Annotated in this window: 14 protein-coding genes and 1 tRNA gene; 6 read left to right on the top strand and 9 right to left on the bottom strand. The window is 70.2% G+C overall.

Annotated features, from left to right (window positions below; genetic code table 11):
• Positions 1 to 4: 4 nt before the first annotated feature.
• The gene (locus MUY22_RS08640) at positions 5 to 616 is read right to left on the bottom strand and encodes an RNA polymerase sigma factor (protein WP_247058745.1); all 612 of its coding nucleotides are present in this window, start codon (positions 614 to 616) and stop codon (positions 5 to 7) included.
• A gap of 155 nt (positions 617 to 771) precedes the next feature.
• Here MUY22_RS08640 and MUY22_RS08635 point away from each other — a divergent pair, with 155 nt between their 5' ends.
• Positions 772 to 1,437 (top strand): C39 family peptidase, encoded by a 666-nt coding sequence (locus MUY22_RS08635; RefSeq protein ID WP_247058744.1) that lies wholly within the window; start codon positions 772 to 774, stop codon positions 1,435 to 1,437.
• A 24-nt stretch (positions 1,438 to 1,461) separates the two neighbouring features.
• On the opposite strand, the gene MUY22_RS08630 is transcribed toward MUY22_RS08635, so the two are convergent.
• From MUY22_RS08630 to MUY22_RS08615, 4 genes are all read right to left on the bottom strand, one after another.
• Positions 1,462 to 1,989 carry a hypothetical protein gene (locus MUY22_RS08630; protein WP_247058743.1) on the bottom strand — a complete coding sequence of 176 codons (528 nt, stop codon included), beginning with the start codon at positions 1,987 to 1,989 and terminating at the stop codon, positions 1,462 to 1,464.
• Positions 1,990 to 2,075: 86 nt separating this feature from the next.
• A complete protein-coding gene (gene otsB / locus MUY22_RS08625) occupies positions 2,076 to 4,607 on the bottom strand; it encodes a trehalose-phosphatase (RefSeq protein WP_247058742.1) in 2,532 nt (843 codons plus the stop codon).
• 35 nt (positions 4,608 to 4,642) lie between these two features.
• Positions 4,643 to 6,088 (bottom strand): trehalose-6-phosphate synthase, encoded by a 1,446-nt coding sequence (locus MUY22_RS08620; protein ID WP_247058741.1) that lies wholly within the window; start codon positions 6,086 to 6,088, stop codon positions 4,643 to 4,645.
• Between the two features lie 81 nt (positions 6,089 to 6,169).
• Positions 6,170 to 7,669 (bottom strand): threonine/serine exporter ThrE family protein, encoded by a 1,500-nt coding sequence (locus tag MUY22_RS08615; RefSeq protein ID WP_247058740.1) that lies wholly within the window; start codon positions 7,667 to 7,669, stop codon positions 6,170 to 6,172.
• A 250-nt stretch (positions 7,670 to 7,919) separates the two neighbouring features.
• On the opposite strand from MUY22_RS08615, the gene MUY22_RS08610 reads away from it, so the two are divergent.
• Positions 7,920 to 7,992: transfer RNA gene (locus MUY22_RS08610), tRNA-Thr, on the top strand.
• 1,229 nt (positions 7,993 to 9,221) lie between these two features.
• Here the strand turns inward: MUY22_RS08610 and MUY22_RS08605 are convergent.
• Positions 9,222 to 9,884: a hypothetical protein gene (locus tag MUY22_RS08605; protein WP_247058739.1), complete on the bottom strand. Its 663-nt coding sequence runs from the start codon at positions 9,882 to 9,884 to the stop codon at positions 9,222 to 9,224.
• A 118-nt stretch (positions 9,885 to 10,002) separates the two neighbouring features.
• Positions 10,003 to 11,688, bottom strand: a complete 1,686-nt coding sequence (locus tag MUY22_RS08600) for a caspase family protein (RefSeq protein ID WP_247058738.1) — start codon at positions 11,686 to 11,688, stop codon at positions 10,003 to 10,005.
• A 54-nt stretch (positions 11,689 to 11,742) separates the two neighbouring features.
• On the opposite strand from MUY22_RS08600, the gene MUY22_RS08595 reads away from it, so the two are divergent.
• Complete coding sequence (locus MUY22_RS08595; RefSeq protein WP_247058737.1) at positions 11,743 to 12,117, top strand: hypothetical protein; 375 nt, start codon at positions 11,743 to 11,745, stop codon at positions 12,115 to 12,117.
• 46 nt (positions 12,118 to 12,163) lie between these two features.
• Here MUY22_RS08595 and MUY22_RS08590 read toward each other — a convergent pair whose 3' ends face one another.
• The gene (locus MUY22_RS08590; RefSeq protein ID WP_247058736.1) at positions 12,164 to 13,777 is read right to left on the bottom strand and encodes a glucosaminidase domain-containing protein; all 1,614 of its coding nucleotides are present in this window, start codon (positions 13,775 to 13,777) and stop codon (positions 12,164 to 12,166) included.
• A gap of 179 nt (positions 13,778 to 13,956) precedes the next feature.
• Here MUY22_RS08590 and MUY22_RS08585 point away from each other — a divergent pair, with 179 nt between their 5' ends.
• Both MUY22_RS08585 and MUY22_RS08580 read left to right on the top strand, forming a co-directional pair.
• On the top strand, positions 13,957 to 15,558 hold the full coding sequence (locus MUY22_RS08585; RefSeq protein WP_247058735.1) for a DUF346 domain-containing protein: 1,602 nt from the start codon (positions 13,957 to 13,959) through the stop codon (positions 15,556 to 15,558).
• A 23-nt stretch (positions 15,559 to 15,581) separates the two neighbouring features.
• A complete protein-coding gene (locus tag MUY22_RS08580) occupies positions 15,582 to 16,505 on the top strand; it encodes a PIG-L family deacetylase (RefSeq protein ID WP_247058734.1) in 924 nt (307 codons plus the stop codon).
• Between the two features lie 12 nt (positions 16,506 to 16,517).
• Here the strand turns inward: MUY22_RS08580 and MUY22_RS08575 are convergent, their stop codons facing one another.
• Positions 16,518 to 19,601 carry an AfsR/SARP family transcriptional regulator gene (locus tag MUY22_RS08575; RefSeq protein WP_247058733.1) on the bottom strand — a complete coding sequence of 1,028 codons (3,084 nt, stop codon included), beginning with the start codon at positions 19,599 to 19,601 and terminating at the stop codon, positions 16,518 to 16,520.
• A gap of 258 nt (positions 19,602 to 19,859) precedes the next feature.
• Between MUY22_RS08575 and MUY22_RS08570 the strand changes: the two genes are divergently transcribed.
• Positions 19,860 to 20,723 (top strand): alpha/beta fold hydrolase, encoded by an 864-nt coding sequence (locus MUY22_RS08570; RefSeq protein ID WP_247058732.1) that lies wholly within the window; start codon positions 19,860 to 19,862, stop codon positions 20,721 to 20,723.
• Positions 20,724 to 20,818: the final 95 nt, after the last annotated feature.

The raw sequence follows: 20,818 nt of genomic DNA, 5'->3' as shown, positions 1-20,818 counted from the left end.
GGCACTACGCCTCCTTCGCGGCGGGAGCGGCGGGAACGGTGGCAGGAGCGGTGGGGGCGGCGGTTCTCAGCCAGCGGCGGATCCGGTGCAGCCGGGAGCGCACCGTGCCCTGTGGGATGCCCAGGGCTTCGGCCACTTCGGCCGCGTCGAGCCCGGCCCACGAGACGAGCAGCAGCGTGTCGCGGTCGGCCGGGTTGAGCTTCGCCAGCGCGCCGGCCAGCTGGGCCGCGCGGGCCTGGGCGTCGACCCGCTCGGCGACGCGGCCGTCGTGCCCGGCGTGGCTGAGCTCGCCGGTGTGCGCCAGCCGCGCGGTCGCCTGCAGGCCGCGCAGCTCGGACCGCACGTGGTGGCGCAGCAGGTTGGTCGCGATGCCGTAGAGCCACGAGCGGGCCGTGCCCAGTTCCGGCCGGTAGCTCTCCCGGCGCCGGAGCGCGACGAGGAACGTCTCGGCGACGAGGTCGTTGGCCGTTTCGGCGCCGGCCCGGCGGGCGAGGTAGCGCCGCAGCGGCCCGGCGTGGGCGTCGAAGAGCTTGGCGAACACCGGTGCCGGATCGGCCCCGCCCAGGTCGGGACGGTCCTGCCCCCAGACGTCGGCACCTTCTTGGATCACCTGCATGCCCCCTGTTGCCCGCAGGCGCCGCCGGCGTTCACGGCGAACCTACCTTCGTCGTGATCCGTTCAGGGACGGTACGAGACAACGGGCGTCTCTTGTCGCGATCATCCCTTTGTTCGGCGCTGGCCAACCGGCGTCAAAACTGGGGAAGGATCGTCATGCGCAGATTCCGTCTGGGGCTCGTCACGCTCATGGCCGTTTCCGGGCTCCTCACCGCGCCCGCGGTGGCCGGGGCCCAGAAGTACGTCGTGCCGGCGCCCGGGTTCGTCAACGCCATGGCCGCGCCCGCGCACGTCGACGGCGTCGAGCGGGCCGAGGCCGTGCTGAACGTCCAGTATCAGGTCCAGAACACCGGCTACTGGTGCGGACCGGCCGCGACCCGGATCGCCATCTCGGCGCGGACGTCGAACGTGCCGAGCCAGGCCACGCTCGCCTCGCAGCTCGGCACGACCACCAACGGCACCGACTGGATCGGGCAGGTCACCGGCGTGCTCAACCAGGACCTCGGCACCTCCTGGTACGAGACGAAGGAGATGCCGAACGACCCGCCGACGCAGGCTCAGCGCGACCTGCTGTGGCGCGACATCGTCCTGGACGTCAACAACGGCTACGCGATCGTCGCGAACATCGTCGCCCCGGCGAACAACCACCCGCCGGGCTACCCGAACTACACGATCTACCACTACTTCACGGTGATCGGCTACGACAGCTCCGACATGACGGTCAAGATCGCCGACCCGGCCAGCTTCGGCGGCAACCAGATCTACTGGCTGACCTTCAACCAGCTCGCGACGCTCATCCCGCCGAAGGGCTACGCGGCCTGAGACGTCCACTGTGGACTGAAATGCTCACCAGATCGGGTGGTCGCTGAACCGCCGCAACGTCTGCATCGAGGGGCGTACGTAGAACATGCCTGCCAGAAAACCCATGGTGGCGAAGGCGAGCGTCGCGACCGTCGTGAGCAGGTCCGGGGCTCGCGCCGCGTGGGTTTCGTGCCAGACGTGGAACACGATCGGGACCGCGCACGCGCCGACGATGAGGATCAGCGTCAGCACGTAGGTGACCACGAACGCGTTGCGCGCCGACTGGGCGCTCGCGATCACGAGGTAGTCGCCGCGCAGGCACCGGCGGCACGTCAGCACCAGCACCGCCATCGCCAGCACCGCCAGCGGGGGCAGCACGGCCGCCGCTTTGCCCAGCAACGAGTCCGGGAACGCGTGGCCGTGGACGATGCCCTGCAGGAACGTGGTGAGGCCGAACAGCAGGACCGTGCCGATGATCATCGAGCAGCCGATGACGACCGATCCCGAGCGCACGCGCTCGGCGAACCGGGGCGGCAGCGGCACGTACTCGACCTGCCCGAACGTTCCTTGCACCGCATCACCTCCGAACGCCGTCAAGGCCACCTTACGGGCGCGAGACGCCTGCAAGGTGGCCTTGACGGCAGTTCGGACCGAAAGGGCTAACTGGCCGCCAGCAAGTTGGCGCACCGGATGAGCCCGATGTGCGAATACGCCTGCGGGTGGTTGCCCAGGGACCGTTCGGCGATCGGGTCGTACTGCTCCGGCAGCAGGCCCGTCGGGCCGGCCGCCGCCACGATCTGGTCGAACAGCTCCTGGGCCTCGTTGCGCCGCCCGGTGAGCAGGTACGCCTCGATCAGCCACGCCGCGCAGATGTGGAAGCCGCCCTCGCCGCCGGGGAGGCCGTCGTCGCGGCGGTAACGGTACACAGTGGACCCACTGCGCAACTCCGCCTCGATCGCGGTCACCGTCTGCTGGAAGCGCTCGTCGGCCGGGTCGATCAGGCCGGTGAGCCCGACGAACAGCGACGCCGCGTCCAGGTCCGTGCCGTCGTAGGCCGTGGTGAACGCCTGGACCTCGTCGTTCCAGCCGTGCTCCAGCACGTCGGCGGCGATCGCGTCACGCAGCGGCGGCCACGCGCCCGGCACGTCCCGGCCGTACTGCGCACCCAGCTTGACCGCACGGTCGATGGTCACCCAGCACATGACGCGCGAGTAGACCCGGTGGCGCGGCACGTGCCGCTCCTCCCAGATCCCGTGGTCCGGCTCGTTCCAGCGCCGCGTGACGGCTTCGGCCATCGCGCGCACCATCTGCCAGTCCTCGTCACGCAGGTCGCCGCGCGCCGCGGCGAGCGTGCCGACCAGCTCGACGACCGGGCCGAAGACGTCCAGCTGCACCTGGTGGTTGGCCAGGTTGCCGACGCGCACCGGCCGCGAACCCGCGTACCCGGGCAGCGACTCGATGACGGCTTCGGCGCCGATGACGCTGCCCGCGAGCGTGTACAGCGGGTGGAGCCGCTCCGGGCCGGCCAGCGTCGCGAGCACGCCGTGCAGCCACTTGAGGTAGCCCTCGGCCTCCTCGATCGAGCCCAGGTGCACGAGCTCCCGCACGGTCATCGCGGCGTCGCGGATCCAGCAGTAGCGGTAGTCCCAGTTGCGGACGCCGCCGATCTCCTCCGGCAGTGACGACGTCGCCGCGGCCAGCACGCCACCGGTGTCGGTGTTGACCAGGCCGCGCAGGGTCAGCGCCGAGCGCAGCACCAGGTCGGTCTGCACCTTCGGCAGCTGCAGCTTCGACGTCCACTCGCTCCAGTACCGGCCCGCGCGGTCGCGTCGCTCCACTTCGGACAGTTCGTGCGGGCCGAGGTCCGGCGTGCCGCAGCGCAGCTCCAGCACGACCGGCCGGGTCGGCGTCGGCTGCACCAGCGCGGTGGCCGTGTCGTGCAGGCCGTCCGAGGTGATCGTCCACTCGACGCCCGGCGCGTAGAGCACGAACGGCTCCGACGTGCCGAGCACCTTGACGCCGCCCTCGGTGATCTCCAGGCTCACCGGCACACCGCCGAACTCGGGGCGCGGCGCGAACGTCACGGCCGCGGCCGCCTCACCGGAGATGACGCGGACCAGGTCCGTCCGGTGCGGCGCGCTCTCCGGCTCGAGGTAGTCGGTGACGAGCAGGCGCGACCAGCGCGTCTCGACCGTCATCGTGTTCGGCAGGTAGCGCTGGCCGAGCGGGAGGCCGTTGCGGTGCGGCTTGATGGAGAAGTGGCCCGCGCCCTCGCCGCCGAGCAGGTCGGCGAACACCGCGGGCGCGTCCGGGCCCGGGTGGCACAGCCAGGTCAGCTTGGCGTCCGGCGTCAGGAGCGCGACCGAGCGCTCGTTGGCCAGCATCGACAGCCGCTCGATCGGCGGCGCCGACTCGCCGTACAGCCAGTTGCGCCGCTCCTCCAGCAGGAAGCCGAGGACCAGCGCGACGTCGACGGTGTCCGGCACGTGGTAGCCCGCCAGCGTCTCGCCGTCGCCGACCTTGATGCCCAGGTCGGGGCCGGAGAGCCGGGCGAAGGCCTTCTCGTCGGTGACGTCGTCGCCGAGGAAGATCGCCGCGGTCGCGCCCACCTGGTGGCGCAGGATGTCGAGCGCGTGGCCCTTGTCCGTCTGGACGACCGCGAGCTCCACCACCTCCTTGCCGTCGGTGGTCGAGACGCCGTCCCACTTCGACGGTCCGTTGTGGACGTCCGCGAGCACGCGGCGGCCGGCCTCGTGCTCGGCGCGGCGCACGTGCACCGCGATGCTGGCCGGCTTGACCTCCAGCGACACCCCCGGGACGTCGAGCACGAGTTGTTCGAGCTCGGTCTCGAGCCGTCGGTGCAGCTCACGCGCCTTGTCGTCCAGCGCGTGGATGAAACCGATGTCGAACTCCGACCCGTGGCTGCCGACGAGGTTCACCTCGGACGGCAGCCGCGACAGCGTGGCCAGGTCGCGCAGGGCCCGGCCCGAGATGACCGCGGTGGTCGTCTCGTGCAGACCGGCGAGCGATCTGAGGGCGCCAACGGACTCCGGCAGCGGCCGGGCCTCGTCCGGGTTGAGCGTGATGGGAGCCAGCGTGCCGTCGTAGTCGCAGGCGACCAGCAGTCGCGGAGTACGGGCGATCTGGACGATCGCGCGCCGCAGCTCGGCGGGCAGGGCCTCGGCAGTCAACACTCCTCCTCAGGAGCTCGTGCGTGGTCGTGTGGTCACTCGACCGCTTCGGCACCCAACGCTTGTAAGAACGAGCGCGCCCAACGGTCGACGTCATGAGTGAGAACCTGGCGACGCATGGCGCGCATCCGGCGACGGCCCTCAGCCGGGTCGAGCGTAATGGCAGCCACCAGAGCATCCTTCACCCCGTCCAGGTCGTGGGGGTTCACGAGGAATGCGCTAGAGAGTTCCGAGGCCGCGCCGGCGAACTCGCTGAGCACCAAGGCGCCGCCCAGGTCGTGCCTCGTGGCGACGTACTCCTTGCAGACGAGGTTCATCCCGTCACGCAGCGGCGTCACGACCATGACGTCCGCGGCGGAGAAGAAGGCGGCCAGCTCGGTGCGGTCGACCGATTGGTGCAGGTAGTGCACGACCGGGTGACCGACGCGGGAGAACTCGCCGTTGATCCGGCCCACCATCTGCTCGATCTCGCCGCGCATCCGCTGGTAGTGCTCGACGCGCTCGCGGCTCGGCGTGGCCAGCTGCACGAACGTGACGTCGTCCGGCTGGAGCCTGCCCTCGTGCAGCAGCTCGTGCAGCGCCTGCAGCCGCAGGTCGATGCCCTTGGTGTAGTCGAGGCGGTCGACGCCGAGCAGCACGGTCTTCGGGTTGCCGAGGTCGCGCCGCAGCTGCGCGGCCCGCTCCTGGACGCCCTTCGTGCGGGACAGCTGGTCGAGGCCGGCGGCGTCGATGGAGATGGGGAACGCGCCGACCCGCACGGTCCGGTCGCCGACCTGCATGGTGCCCGGCCGCGACCGGACGCCGACCGCGCCGCGCGTCGACTCGAGGCCGATCAGCTGGCGGCACAGCCACAGGAAGTTCTGCGCCCCGCCGGGGCGGTGGAAGCCGACGAGGTCCGCGCCGGTGAGGCCGCGGATGATCGCGGCGCGCCACGGCATCTGCATGAACAGCTCGACCGGCGGGAACGGGATGTGCAGGAAGAAGCCGATCCGCAGGTCCGGTCTCAGCTCGCGCAGCATCGCCGGCACCAGCTGCAGCTGGTAGTCCTGGATCCAGACCGTCGCGCCCGGCGCGGCGACCTCGGCGCTGGCCTGCGCGAACCGCTGGTTCACCTTCACGTAGCTGTTCCACCAGGCCCGGTCGAACACCGGGCGCTCGACGACGTCGTGGTAGAGCGGCCAGAGCGTCGCGTTGGAGAAGCCCTCGTAGTAGTCGCGGACCTCGTCGGCGCTCAGCGAGACGGGGTGCAGCACGAGGCCGTCGTCGTCGAACTCCTCGACGTCGACGTCGGGCACGCCCGGCCAGCCGACCCACGCGCCCTTGCGCGACCGGAGGAACGGCTCGAGCGCCGACACCAGCCCGCCCGGGCTGGCCGTCCAGCGGCGTTCGCCGTCAGTCGTGCGCTCGAGGTCCACCGGTAGCCGGTTCGCCACCACGACGAAATCCGCCTGGTTCGAGTTCTCCTTCGTCGCTTCAGTCACGTGCTCGCTCCTCGCGTCCCGGGTCGCGGCCCCAGAGTGAAACCCTATCGCGTGAGCGATGAACAGCCGGTGACCGTCGGGTTACTCCAAGCGCCGATCGGCCGGTTCGAGCGGACCGGCCATGCGTGGTCCGGCGAACCGGCGTTCGAGCCTGCCCAAGCCGGTGCGGACCGGCTGAGCGAGCCATTCGCCGAGTACCACGCCCGCTGCCAGCGCAAGCCCGATTGCGACCGCCGTCATGAGCGTCGAGATATTGCCGTTCGGCTCGACCCCGATTTGGTATAGACCACGATAGGTGGACAGGCCCGGGAGCAGGGGAGTGATCCCGGACACGGCGACGACGAGCGGCGTGACGCCCAGTCGTCGCGCGAGCACGCCGCCGCAGAACCCGACCAGCGTCGCGGCGATCGCGGACGAGCTGACGCCGTCGAGCCGGATCACCGTGAGCCCGCCGTAGACGGTCGCGCCGATCGCGCCGGCGGCCATCGCGACCAGCGTCGCGCGCATCTTGGAGTAGGACGCGAGCGCGAAGCAGGCCGAGGCGCCGGCCCCGCCGAGGATGACCAGCGGCAGGTGCTGCGGTGTGGAGGTGGGGACGTCGGGCAGCGGGGTGGGCGGCAGCCCGAGCATCACCGCGATCCGCAGGGCCAGCACGACCCCGGAGATCAGGCCGGCCGACATCAGCACCACTTCCGTGGTGCGGCCGGCGGCGGTGACGTTGTAGCCGGTGATGGCGTCCTGCACCGCCGAGACCGTCGACAGCCCGGACAGCAGCACGGTCAGCGCGGCCGCGACGACGAGCGTCGGTTTGTCGGTGGTCAGGACGTGGGTCCGCATGATCGTCATCGCGGACAGCGTCGCGACCAGACCGCCGATCACCTGCTGGAAGAAGAACGGCAGCGAGTAGCGGTTGACGAACCGGCCGATCCGGTCGATCACGCCGCTGATGACGAACGCGACGACGGCGATGTCGGGCCCGCCGCCGAGCAGGATGGTGATGAACGCGGCGACCCCGCCCCAGGCGAGCGTCGCGACCCAGCGCGGGTACGGGTGCGGCGCCTGGGAGATTCGCTCCAGCTCGGTCTGCGCCTGCTCGGCGCCGAGGTGCCCGCGGACGATCCGGCGGATGAGCTTCTCGGTCTCGGTCAGCCGCGTGTAGTCGAGGCTGCGGCTGCGCACGACGCGCAACGCGGTCACCGGCGCGAGGTCGGTGCCGCGGTGGCAGGTCACGGTGATCGACGTGAAGATGACGTCGACCTCGCAGTGCGGCAGCCCGAGCGCGGCGGTGACGGCGATGATCGTCGCGCTGACGTCCGCGGCGCCGGCCCCGCTGGCCATCTGCACCTCGCCGAGGCGGAGGGAGAGGTCGAGCACGAAGTTGACGGTGGCGTCATCGGGCAGCTGCGGCCCCATCGCCTCCTCGGCGTCGACCGCCGGGAACTCCCCGGTGGGCGCTTCGAGAACGTGCCAGGGACGGCGTCGCAACAGGTTCGGCCGGTGGGTGCGCGGTCTCTGCGCGGGCGGTTCCAGCAGGGGCCATCTGGTCGCCTTGCCCCCGTTGGTGCGCTCGTTGATCTTCATGATCCATCCACCTCCTCGCTCGTTCCCGAGGACCATCGACGCCCGTCCCCCGACCGTTGCACGGATCATGGAGTGGCGTCCACCACGTTCTGATCATCTTGTCCTGACCAGGGGATCTGCGCTCGCTGGACGGCTTTCGCCGAGGGCCGGCCGACGCCGTCGTCCCGATCTTCGAGACGGGCGGGCCGGGGTGGCTCCCCGGGGCGCGCGACAGGGGCCCGGTAGACTGCGAGCGGCGCTGCGGCGCCAGGCCGCTATAGCTCAGCTGGTAGAGCATCTGTCTTGTAAACAGAAGGTCAGGGGTTCGAGCCCCCTTGGCGGCTCCTCTTGTTCCGCACGGCAATGCCGTACGTGACCACGCTCGCCCGCCTAACCGACGCTGCGCTCGACGCGGTAAGCGGACTAGGTGGCAATCCTGGTCGGAGCGTTCGAGGGCGGGCTTACAAGCGTTCGGCGCTGGGCGAGGCGACCATAATCGCCCCCGTGACGGACTCGATCGCAACCCGGCGGTGTTGGCTGGTCGACGCGAATGAGCGGCCACCACGTGGCTCGGGCAGTCGACGACGACGCCGTACTTGCGGTGAATAACAAATTAAGCGACTTCGAGGAGTCCGCTGTTCGCCCTTGTGCGCTGTCGACTTCGGGATCGAGCAAGGTGATGTCGGAGATGCCAGGGCGACCGCGCGATCGGGTTCGACCTGCCGTACTCGGGTCACTGTTGTTTACAGGCGAGGCGACCGAAGAAGTCTTCTGGCGCGGCGAACGTGCATCCGGACATCGAGCAGTTGCGGGCGAATCGATCGAACCCTGTGCCCGGCCGAGCGGCGATACCTGATGGCCGAACAAACTATTTGCAACAGCGAACTGTAAGTTTCGGTACTTGCTGTAGGCGCAACAACACGTCGGTGTCCCTGCATGGAGTGTCATGGACCCTGATCGGGCTCGCTGATCGGTCCGAGTCTTACTTAGAGTCGAGAGCTGCACTCGAAAGAATTACCGCTACTCCGAATGGCCTAGCGGCTTAAGGGGTGAAGACTGCTGGCGCCACACCCCTAGTAGTGGGGATACTCCGAACGAGATAAAGATGGGCGCCCCTCGCAGGCACGAGGGACGCCCTGTGCAAACCCCACGCCCAGAGTCACACCGGAAGAGAGGGTCTACTTGACTACCGTAACGCGAAGTCGGTGGAAACGTCGCTCTCGCGACTCAGTGAATCAGCCCATCAGGGAATCCCTGACCGTGTGGAGCTTCGCGCTCCACGTGCTTAGGGAGCCTGAAACGACACAAGCGGCGATGCGTTTCATAATCGCCGGGGGCATCTTCCTGCTGGTGCTCGCCGTCTTAGGCGCCTTGGCCTTCGTTCTTCGACCGAACGAGGTCCAGGCGATCATCGAGGCGTTCGCTAGCGCAGCGAATCACCGGAGCCCGTGAGCTAAGGGGTGGTACGCGTGCAGCCCGGTGTTGCGGTCAGGCTGCACGCGTATCTGTGCGTTGTTCGCGGACGGTAGTGCGTCGCAAGTTCGAACCCCCTTGGCGGCTCCTCTTGTTCCGCTCAGGTCCGGGCGACGGCGATCGCGAACGGGCTGATGACCTTCGTGAGCGCGTTCAGCTCGGCCGGGATGTCCTTGCCGCCTCCGGGGATGGCGAGCTGCGTCAGCCGGTCGTGGCTCGCCAGCAGGGCGAAACAGTGTTCGGGCGGGGCTTTCGGGGCTCTGTCGGTGCAGAACACTTCGTGGGCCTCGGTCGCGTCGGCGGCGCTGATTCCCACGGTGCTCGTCCGGTGGTACCGGGTGCCCTCGTAGGTGAAGCTGCCGCAGGAATCCAGGGCGGCCCGGATCGCGTCGAGCACCTCCCGGGCGGAGATACGACCGTAGGCGATGATGACCTGCCGGATCTCCTGGCCGTCGGCTTGCCAGGTGAGCGCCGCGCCGTAGCGCACCAGCGCGTCCCACGGCTGGGGGAGGTCGCAGACTCGCAGCAGCGCCGCCGGCGGCTCGGAAACCAGCGGGCCGGCGCGGGTCAGGCCGACCCCGAACGCGCTGCCGTCGGCTTCGGTCGGGAGGTAGTGCGTCAGGTCCCGGATCGACGGCCAGACGGTCGGCGCGGGCCGCGGCGTCCACGACGACGGCGGGGCCGCCACGTCGATCGGATCGCATCCGGTGGTCGCCACGGCCAGTGCGGCCAGCAGGACCGGCAAGCCGAGCCACCGTCTCATCCGGGGGATTCTGCCGGGGCCGCGCGGTCGCGCCAAGGACCGTCCGGCCCAGCGTTCCCTGCGTTCTGGACGCCGTCGAGGGGCGGTGCCGACGAGTTCGTGCCTCAGCCCTCAGCCCTCAACCGTCGGTCGGGGATGGTTCGCCGGTGTCTTCGGCGAGAGTGTCTTCCCAGGTGAGGGTGCTCAGGCACTGAGTGTTCGCATCTACGCGGGTAGCGGTCACGTTGATCTCCGTGACGCCGGCGTCGAGCTGGACCTTCACCGTCGCTTCGGGAGAGCTGTTCTCCAGGACTCCCCGGACGACGACGTGGCCGTCGGCCTGGATGGTCCAGTAGATCGAGGTGCCGGCGCACGCCGGATCTCGCCAGAGTCGCTTGCCCAGTAACCGGCCGCCCAGCCAGGAGCTGGTGAACGTGGTGCTGACCGGTGCGTTCGGGGCCATGTGGTCCCAGGACCAGCCCGTGTGGGAGGCACCCGGGACGCACGACGCACCGTTCGTGCAGCGCTCCGTCACCTTCGTGCCGTTGACCGGGCTGAGGTTCTTCGGCGCCGCGAACGGGGACAGGATCAGGTAACCGCACAGCCCGAGCACGAGCGTGATGCCGGAGCCCCAGGCGACGCCGCGGATCCACCGGCCTCGCCGGTAGCGGCGTCCGACCGTGTTCCGCGCGGGTCCGGCGCCGGCCGGCGGGAGCGGTTCGCCGAGCGGCTCGGCGAGTGCCGTGGTCGTTTCGGTCCACGCGCGGAGGACGCCGTCCTCCCCGATGACGAACGGCGTGGCGGCGGCGCGTGGCCGAATCACCGGTGGCGGGAGCGGCTCCGGCGGCTCGGGTGGGTTCAGGACCGCGTCGGCGGCGAGGCTCAGGTCGGCGTCGGTGCCGACGGCGAGCTGTTCGAGCGTCACCAGGGCAGCGGCTCGCTCGGCTTCGGTGCCGGACTCGCCGAGCTCCCGGAGTTCGTCGACGGCGCCGAGCCGGAACGCCCGGCGGGTGCTGCGCAGGTTCTGCTTGATCTCGCCGGGCAGGTCCGGGTGCCAGGCGGGGCCGGTGCGGCTGCGGGCGATGAGCAGGGCGCCGGCGACCTGCGCGTTGCTGGTGGGGATCTGGTGCGGTGTGACCTGCCGGATCCGGTCCAGCACGTAGGTGTACAGCTCCGCGGCGTCGATCTCGCCGTCGCCGTTGAGATCCGCCTCGCCGGTGCGGAGCCCGTCGACGATCGCCTTGGTGAAGATCGACGGCTCCGCCGCGTCGGCCGAGGAGCGCCCCGCGTGGGGCTCGTAGGCGTAACCGAGGTGCGTGGAGGCGGTCATCACCGCGCAGCCAGGGCCGGACCGGGTGGTCAGCTGGTCGATGACGTCGACCTGGCCCGTGGCCTTGGGCGTGCTGCCCGCCGGGAAGGCGCCGCCGTAACAGCAGTCGAGCCAGACGACGACCCGGCGAGCCGGGCTGCGGTCGACGAGGCCGCGGATGTACTGCGCGGACACGCCGGTCGACTGCAGGAGCGCGCGTTCAGTGTCGGTGACCGTCAGGTGGAGGTCGCCGCGTTCGTCCTTGAGGCCGTGCCCGGAGAAGTAAAGCAGCAGAAGATCGTTCCGGGTCGCGGTGGCGAAGAACCGTTCGAGTTCGACCCGCACATCGCGCACGACGGCATTTTTCAGGTCACGGACGGCGAATCCGCCGATCTCATTGTCGTGCAGGACTTCGCGCAGCTCCGAGACGTCGTGCAGCGGCGCGCGGAGTTCGCTGAACGTCGGGTCGGCGTAGCTGTCGGTCGCGATCAGCAACGCGGTTCTGGAATTGCCCATCGCGAGGCATCATACGGCTGGATGCCCGGGTGTCCGCGCGATACGGTGCTCTCCGTGCCGACGTTTTCCTTGAAAGTGCGGGAACCCGACCCCGCCGAGCGGGATCGCCTCCACCGCCAGCTGCGTGCCGAACTGCTCGCGCTCGACGTGACGGCGGCCGATTTCGCATCGGCGACAGAACCGCCACCGGGGGCGAAGGGCGACGCTTCGGCCATCACGGCGATCGTGGTTTCCCTGGCCGGTTCACCGGTCTTGATCCAACTGGTGGGCCTGCTGCGCGACTGGGTCCGGCGCGGCACGGACCGAACGATAAGAATCGTGGACGGCGACCGCGCTTTGGAGATCACGAGTGCGACAGCCCGCGACAACCGGGAGGCGATAGAAGGTTTTTTCGCGCTCGACGAGGGAAAACCTGCGAAGGACGAGTGACGCACGCGAAAGGCCGCGGCGGTGGTGACCGCCGCGGCCCTCCTGGTCAGTCGCCCCAGTTTTCGAGGTCGCGGCTGCCCATGCCGGGGCTCCAGTACCAGTGCATCAAGGTGCCGTCGGTGGTGCGGCCGTAGACGTTCTGCTGGTTCTCCGTCGCGAACCCGGTCAGGTTGGCGCCGATGTTCCCGCCCCAGGACGCGTACTGCGGCGCGTTGTCCTCCGGCGTCCACCACCAGTGGCCCAGTTCGTTGCCCGGCGTACGCGCGAAGACGTGCTGCTGGTCGTTCCAGACGTAGGCGATCGGGTCACCCTGGATCGGTGCGTTCAGCGGCTCTTCGACGACGCCGTCCTCCGGCGTCCAGTAGAAGTGCTTGAGGGTGCCGTCGGTGCCGCGGGCCAGGACGTGCTGCTGCTCGCCGAAGGCGTACCCGGTGGGGGTGCCGGTGATGGTGGTGTTGCCCCAGGTGCCGTAGTTGGGGTCGTTGTCGGTGATCTGCCAGTACCAGTGGCCGAGGTGGCCGTCCGCGGTCCGGCCGAAGACGTGCTGCTGGTCGCCCCAGACATACGCGACGGGGTCGCCCGCGATGTTCTGCGCCAGGGTCTCTTCGATCTTGTCTTCGTTGCCGGGCGCCCAGTACAGGTGCTTGAGCTTGCCGTCGGTGCCGCGGGCGAAGGCGTGCAGCTGGTCGCCGAACGCGTATCCCGTCGGGTTGCCCGCGATGTCCGTAGCCGCGATCTCGAAGATCGGGTCCGCGTCCGTCGGACGCCAGAACCAGTGCCCGAGCCGGTTCCCGGTCAGCAGAGCGAACACGTGCTGCTGGTCACCCGCGACGTAAGCGACCGGCTCACCGGCCAGCTGGGCCGGGTAGGACTCCGATTCGATGTCGGTGCCCGTGTTGTACGAGTGCTTCAAGGAACCGTCCGCACCGCGCGAGAACATGTGCTCCTGGCCGCCGTAGCGATAAGACGCCGACGCCGCGATGCCCTCGTCGCCCAAGGACGCGCCCGGCGCGGTGCCCGAGTCGAAGCGGCGCAGGTTGAAGTCGTTGATCAGCGTCAGGACTTTGTTCACGTAGCTCGGATCGGTGGCGTAGTGCGGTCCCACCGCTCTGATGAACGCGTCCGGATCATGTCGGTAGGGCAACGCACCGGCGTAGACGGAGTTCGTCGTGAGCAGGCGCCCGTAGTCGCGGAACGAGTTCTCCATCGAGTCGTACGACCGGAAGTAGGCGTTCTCCGAGTGACAGGGCAACGGGACGCATTCCTGCGTCGGGTAGTTCGCGCAGCCCTTGGCGAACGGCCCCGGGTTGCTCGGTGACGTGCACTTGAAGCCGAAGTAGTTCCGGTCGTTGGTCGAGAGGGCGCTGCGGCCCCAGTTCGATTCGAGCACGGCCTGCGCGACCGTGACGGACGCGGGGATGTCGAAGTCGTCGTGGACGCGCTGGGCGGCGGGGCCGGCCACCGCGATGAAGTCGTCCTGGTAGCCGGCGGCGACGGCGGCCGCGCGCATCGCGGCGGCCCGCGAAGCCTCCTGCGTGCTCTGGCTCGTGCCCGGGTCACTGGTCGTCGGCTGGGCGGCCACCGCCGGCGAGACGAGGGTCAGAGCACTGAGCAGCGCGCCGAGGCCGGCGACGGCGATGCGGATCTTGGTGCGGGTCATGGCGTCACTCCCGGTCGTTGGTGATGGACCGAGCCTGGGAGCGTCGCCTGTAAGTGCTCTTCAAGTCGCCTGCAACCGCGGTTGAAGGGCTTTTGGGGCCGTTTTGAAGGTCGCCCCGGCACCGTTTCCCCCATCGCCTCCGCCGCACCGCCGGTGGAGCACAACCCCGGGAGGACTCCATGACCGTCAAGCGCACAGGCACCCTCGTGGCCGCCCTGCTCGCCTCCTTCGCGATCGCCGGCACCGTGCCGGCCGTCGCGAACGCCCACCCGCTCGGCCCGGCCGCCGCGCAGGCCGGCTACTACGACCCCGCGAAGCCCGGGCCGCTCCCGCACGAAGGCGCCGAGGGCGTGCCCAGCCATCCGAAGACGCCCGGGGCGAGCACCATGACGTCGTCGACGTCGGTGGAGAACGGGCCGATCACCCGCTCCGAGGTGCTCACGAGATCGAGGTCCTGGATCGACGAGCACGTCATGTACAGCCAGAGCGGCACGCACACCAACCAGTACGGCTCCTACCGCCCGGACTGCTCCGGCTTCGTCTCGATGGCGTGGAACCTGAGCACCAGCCTGACCACGGCCACCCTGCCGAGCCGGATGGACGCCATCGGCTGGGGCGACCTGCGGCCGGGCGACGCGCTGTGGCGCACCGGGCACATCGCGCTGTTCCTCGCCTGGAACGACGCCGCCAAGACGCAGCCGATCGTCCGGGAGGAGTTCGACTTCGGCAACCCCGCGGTCGAGCGCGCCTGGACGACCCAGTCCTACATCCGCACGTTCACGCCGATGCGGTACCGCAACATCGTCGACGACATCGACCAGCCGAAGCCGATGGGCGACGAGGGCATCGCGGCGTCGGCGTCGTACCGCTACGGCGGCCAGGAGCACATGTTCTCCAAGGGCGCCGACGGCTCGCTGAAGCACTCGTACAACACGGGCACCGACATCGAATCGGAGTCCTACCCGGCCCAGCTGGCCGGTGAGCCGGTCGCTTACGTCGCGGGTGACCAGCAGCACGTGTTCGCTCTGCTGACCGGGAACCGGCTCGGGCACTGGTTCTGGCGTCCGACGGACGCGGACCCGATCTTCGAGATCGCGGCTACGGACATCGCGGGCAACCCGACGGGATACGCGTTCGGCGACCAGCTGCACGCCTTCGCGCGGGGTACCGACGGCAAGCTGAAGCACCTGTACTGGGCGCCCGGCAACGAGGACAAGATCGAGGAGACCCTGGCGCAGAACATCGCGGGTGACCCGGTCGCGTATGTCTGGGGCGACCAGCAGCACGTCTTCGGCCGCACGCCTGACGGTCACCTCGGCCACTGGTACTGGCAGATCACCGACAACGACCCGAACTACGGCGTCTGGGGTGGTTCGCAGATCACCGGCACCCCGACGGGGTATGCGTTCGGGGAGCAGCAGCACGTCCTCGCGCGTGGCGCGGACGGGACGTTGAAGCACTTCTACTGGACGCCCGAAGAAGGTGTCGTGGAGGAGCCGCTGAACTCGCCGATCCAGGGTGACCCGATCGCCTACGTCTGGAACGACCAGCAGCACGTCTTCGCGCGTACGCCGGGCAACGAACTGGGCCACTGGTGGTGGACGCCGGAGGACAACGCGCCGCAGTACGCGTCCTGGGGCGGGAACATCGGCGCCAACCTGACCGGGTTCGCGACGGAGAACCAGCAGAACGTCTACGGCCGCACCACCGACGGCACCTTGATGCACTGGTACTGGAGTCCCGGCATGGGCAGCCGCGACCTCGAAAACTGGGGCCAGTGAACACCCGAGGAAGGAACACGACCATGCGCAGACTTCGCCGTGCGGTGGCTCCGGTCGCCGCGCTCGTGCTCGCCGCCGCCGCGCTCGGTGGCCTGAGCACGCCGTCCGCCGCGGCGGACGGGCCCACCACGACGCTGAGCTTCTCCGCTCACCAGGACGACGACCTGCTCTTCATGAACCCCGACATCGCGTCGGACATCGAGGCCGGTTTCAACGTCTGGGTGACCTACCTCAGCGCGGGCGAGTTGCCGTGCGAGAGCCACGACCCGTGCGGCATGGATTACGCCGACCTGCGGGTTGCGGGGGAGCGCGCGGCCTACGCCGAAGCGGCCCGGGTGCCGAACCAGTGGACCTACGAGCAGATGTGGTTCGGCGGCCACCCGGTCGCTGTGAACCACCTCGACGGCACCAACGTGCACCTGGCGTTCACCTACATCCACGCCGCCGCCGGGCCGGAGGACAACTGCGGTGACCTCTACCGCATGCTGAAGGACAGCTCCTACGTGGCGAACCCGATCGACGGCCGTCCCGGGTACACGAAGGACTCCTTCGTCGGGATGCTCGACTCGATCATCGACTATGTGGGCCCGGACTACATCCGCACGCAGAGCACGATCGGGCACCGCGAAGTGCGCCGTGACGGCGTGGCGGACAACGTCGACCACATCGCGGGGGCGATCCTCGCGGCCGACGCGGACGTCGACGGCGCGGGCAAGACCCGGATCCGCCGGGACGAGTACCAGGGTTACATCATCACCGACAAGCCGGACAACGTCAGCGGGTACTGGCGCGATCGCAAGCAGGCGATCTGGGACCAGTACAAGCCGCACGACCCCGCGCTGTGGTCGGGGTCCTGGAACGAGGTGATGGGCAAGCAGTACCGCCCGGAGGGCCGGATCTTCTGGCCCGGCATCCCGTGGGTGCCGCCGGGCGACTTCACCTGCTGAGGCGGAGCCTCCTCACCGGCCCTGGGGGTCGGTGAGGAGGCCTTCGCGACGCGGGAGCGGTGCCTCGGGCGGCGGGGCGACCCGCGGTTCCCCGGCCTCGCGGGCGCCGTGGCCGTCGAAGAGCGACAACGCTTCGGCGTACGCGGCATCGGCTTCCGCCGACCGCCCGAGCGCGGCCAGCGCGACGGCGAGATCGCGCAGGTTGCGCGCCCGCCACAGCGGCAGGGACAGCGCGTCGCACCAGGTCAAGGCCAGCTCCAGGTAGCGCCGCGCCGCCTCGGGCGCGTCGCGGGCCAGTTCGAGTTCGCCGAGGGTCCGCAGCACGAGCGCCTGGCCGAAGCCGTCCTGCATGTCGTGGCAGGTCCCCATGGCGTCCTTGAGCTCCGCGTGCACCTCGTCCCACGGCCGTGACCGCTGTCTGATGTGGACCTTCGCGAGCGCTTGCCGGGCGTAGGCGACCATCAGCCGGTCGCCTATCCCGTGCAGGATCTCCAGCGCTTCGGCGCAGTTGCGCTCGGCTTCGGCCAGCCGCCCGGACGAACGGTGCGCGATCCCGATCGACCGGAGCACCAGCGCGATGCCGTGCTGGTCGGGCAGCGCGCGGTAGCCGGCGAGCGCCACGTCGAGCTCGGCCAGCGACTCCGGCAGCCGGCCCAGCTCCGTCAGCACCATGCCGCGCCCGTGGTGCGCCCGGGCTTCGGCCCACGGGTCGCCGAGCGCGGACAGCGTCGGCAGGGCCGCGTCGAGCAGTTCGAGCGCGTCGAGCAGCCGGCCTTGTTCCCGGCGGACGCTGCTGAGCATCAGCCGGGTCACGGTCTTGCCGTGCACGTCGTCGACCTCGGCGTAGGCCGCCAGCGCCTGCGCGTAGTAGTCCGCGGCTTCGTCGAGCCGGTCCTGCTCGCTGCGCAGCCACCCGAGACCGGACAGCAGCAGGCCCTGCCCCGACTTGTCCCCGGCCCGGCGCGAGGCCTCCAACGCGGCGGTGTGCGTGCGCCACCAGTGGTGGAAGTGGTTTTCCACGGCGAAGGACGACGAACACAACGCCGTCGCCAAGCGGACGGCTGTGTCCGCCAGTTCCAGCTCGCTCGCCCGCTCGACGATCTGCACCAGCGCGGCCTGCTCGGCGTCGAACCAGGTGAGCGGGTCGCCGAGCGTCGCGGTGCGGGCCTCCTCCTCGGCCGTCGCGGTCCTGGTGGGCGCCGGGCGCAAGGCCCGCATCGGCGTGCCACCGGACGCCCACTCGACCAGCCGGTACCACTCCTCCGCCGCGTGCCGCACGGCCAGCCGCAGCTCGGCGCGGTCCTCTTCGGCCTCGGCGCGTTCCCAGCCGAACACCCGGACCAGGTCGTGCAGCCGGTAGCGGGTGAGGCCGGAGCCCTCGTCGCTGACGACGTCCAGCAGCTGCGCGCGGACCAGCCCTTCGACGATGTCTTCGGCGTCGTCGTCCGGCACCTCGAGCAGCACGCTCACCAGCCAGGTCCCGAAGTCCGGCACGCCGAGCCAGCCCAGCCGCCGCAGTGCGGCGCGTTCCCGCGCGTCCAATCCGTTGTAGGACAACGCCAAGCTGCCGCGGACCTCGAGGTCGCCGACGGTCAGCTCGTTGAGGAACTTCCGTTGCTCACGCAGCCGCGGGAGCAGCCGGCTCGGCCGCCAGTCGGGGCGCGCGGCGAGCCGGGCACCGACGATCCGGACCGCCAGCGGCAGGTTGCCGCACAGGTGCACCAGGGCCCTGGCGGCGTCCGGTTCGGCGTCGATCCGGGCGCGGCCGACGATCCGGGTGAGCAGCGCGAGGCAGGCTTCGTCGTCGAGGACCTGCAGATCGATGTGGTCGACGGAGTCGAGCGCGGCGAGCCGGACGCGGCTGGTCAGCACGCACAGGCACCCGTCGCCGCTGGGCAGCAGCGGGCGGACCTGCCGTTCGTCGGCCGCGTCGTCGAGGATCACCAGCAGCTGCCTGTCGGCCGAGAGGGCCCGGTAGAGCTCGACCCGTTCGTCCAGCCCGGCGGGCAGGTCGGCGTCGGCGACGCCCAGTGCGCGCAGGAAGCGCCCGAGCACCTCCACCGGCTCGACCGGCGAGTGCTGCGCGCCGCGGAGGGTGACGTAGAGCTGCCCGTCCGGGAACCGCGGCCGCAGGCGGTGACCGACGTGCACCGCGAGGGAACTCTTGCCGGAACCGGGTTTGCCGGCGATCGCGACGAGCCGCGAGCGCGATTCGGTGAGGCGAGCCGCTTCGGCGTCGCGGCCGGTGAAGTCGGTGATGTCCGGCGGCAGCAGGCACGGGCCGTTCGGCGGCTGCTCGGGCGCCGGCTCCAGCCGGTCGGCGGGCGGTTCGGGGAGCGGTGGCGGGGGCGGATCCCCGCGCAGCACCAGCTGGTGGACCGCCCGCAGGTCGGCGCCCGGTTCGATGCCGAGCTCCTCCACCAGCAGGTCGCGGCCCGCCTGGTAGCAGCGCAGCGCGTCGGCCTGGCGCCCGGCGGCCCACAACGCCGTCATCAGCTGGCCGCGCAGGCGCTCCCGCAGTGGGTGCTCGGTGACGAGCGAAGTCAGGTCGCCGACCAGCGCCGGGCCCCGGCCCAGGGCCAGCACCGACGCCGTCCGGCGTTCGACGGCGGCCAGCCGCTGGTCCTCCAGCCGCACGGACTCGGCCGCCGCGAACCGTGACTTGAGCCCGCCGAGCGCCGGTCCGCGCCACCGGCCCAGCGCCTGGTCGTACCGGCTCACCGCGGCCTCGTGGTCCCCGGCGGCGTCCAGCGCGTCCGCTTCCGCCGAGAGCCGCGCGAAGGCCAGGGTGTCGACCTCGCAGCCGGAGAGTTCGATGCGGTAGCCCGGTTGCTGCGTCAGGATCGCGCCCGGCCCCAGCTCGCCGTTCTGCTTCCCGAAGGCGCGGCGCAGTGTCGAAACGTAGGTGTGGAGCAGGGCAGAGGCGCTTTCGGGCGGGTTCTCGTCCCAGATGATCGAGATCAGCCGGTCGACCGAGAGGACCTGCCCTTCGGCGAGCAGGAGCGCGGCGAGCAGCGTCCGGGGTTTCGGGCCGCCGAGCGTGACGGCTGTGCCGTCCCGGTCCACCTCGACGACGCCGAGCAGCCGAAAACGCATCGAGCTCCCCCTGCCCCAAATCACCCGATTCCGCGATCTTGAATCCGAGGTTAACCACCGTCGAGGACGGCGCACAAGAATCCGCAACCTTCGGTGACGGTTACCGTCGATGGTGGCGGCCCGATACCACCCGAACGGCCGTACCGGTCTGACCAGCGGCTATCCCCGGACGCCGGTGACCGGGACACGCCGGGGTCCCGGCGTGGCGGCCCGTCCCGGGCTAGGGTCCGGGCAGTTTCTCGACCCGGGAGGATCCCCATGGCCACGACGTACACGCTGGAGACGGCCGAAGCCGATCTTGTCTATGACGTGCGTGGGCCCGCTCCCGCCGACAGTTCCGCGCCGCCGCTTGTCATGGTTGGGCAGCCGATGGCTGCTGATGGGTTCACGACCCTTGCTTCGTTCTTTCCCGAGCGGACCGTTGTCACCTATGACCCGCGGGGGATCGGGCGCAGTGTGCGGAAGGACGGCCGGGTCGAGCATGAGCCCGAGGTTCAAGCCCGGGATGTGCACGCCGTCATCGGGGCGGTCGGGGGTGGGCCTGTCGATCTCTTCGGGAGCAGCGGCGGCGCCGTGACCGCGCTCGCGCTCGTGGCCGCCTTTCCGGGTGATGTGCGGACTCTTGTGGCGCACGAGCCGCCGTTGCTCTCCGTTGTTCCCGATGCCGCGGCCGCTGAGCGGGCTCGGAACGCCGTGACCGATGCCTATCTCGCCAAGGGGTTCGGGGCCGGGATGGCCGCCTTCTTCGGGATGACGTCGTGGGCCGGTGAGTACAACGACGACTACTTCGCGCAACCCGTCGCCGATCCGGCGCAGTTCGGGATGCCTGCCGACGACGACGGGCGGCGGGACGATCCGCTGTTGTCCGACCGGTCCTGGGCCGTCAGCGGGTACCGGCCTGACGTCGACGCGCTCGCCGCGGCGTCCACGCGGGTGGTGATCGCCGTCGGTGAGGAATCGCTGAGTGTCTTCACCGGGCGGACGGCGGTGGCTACCGCGGAGTTGCTGGGGCAGCGGGCCACCGTGTTCCCGAGCCACCACGGCGGGTTCCTCGCCGGCGATTTCGGCTATGCCGGTCAGCCGGCGGCCTTCGCCGCGCGACTGCGTGAGGTTCTCGGCTGAGTGGGCGCCGAGCGGAATCCGAGAAAAGCGGTTCGGCTGATCGGAAGATGCTTTTGGTGCGCTCGGGTGCCGGGTGGTGATCATGAATTGCCGCG

Origin of the sequence: Amycolatopsis sp. WQ 127309 (assembly GCF_023023025.1) — a bacterium.
Taxonomy (GTDB): Bacteria; Actinomycetota; Actinomycetes; order Mycobacteriales; family Pseudonocardiaceae; genus Amycolatopsis.
Note: the sequence above shows the minus strand (reverse complement) of the source record. Positions and strands in the feature narration are given on the sequence as shown.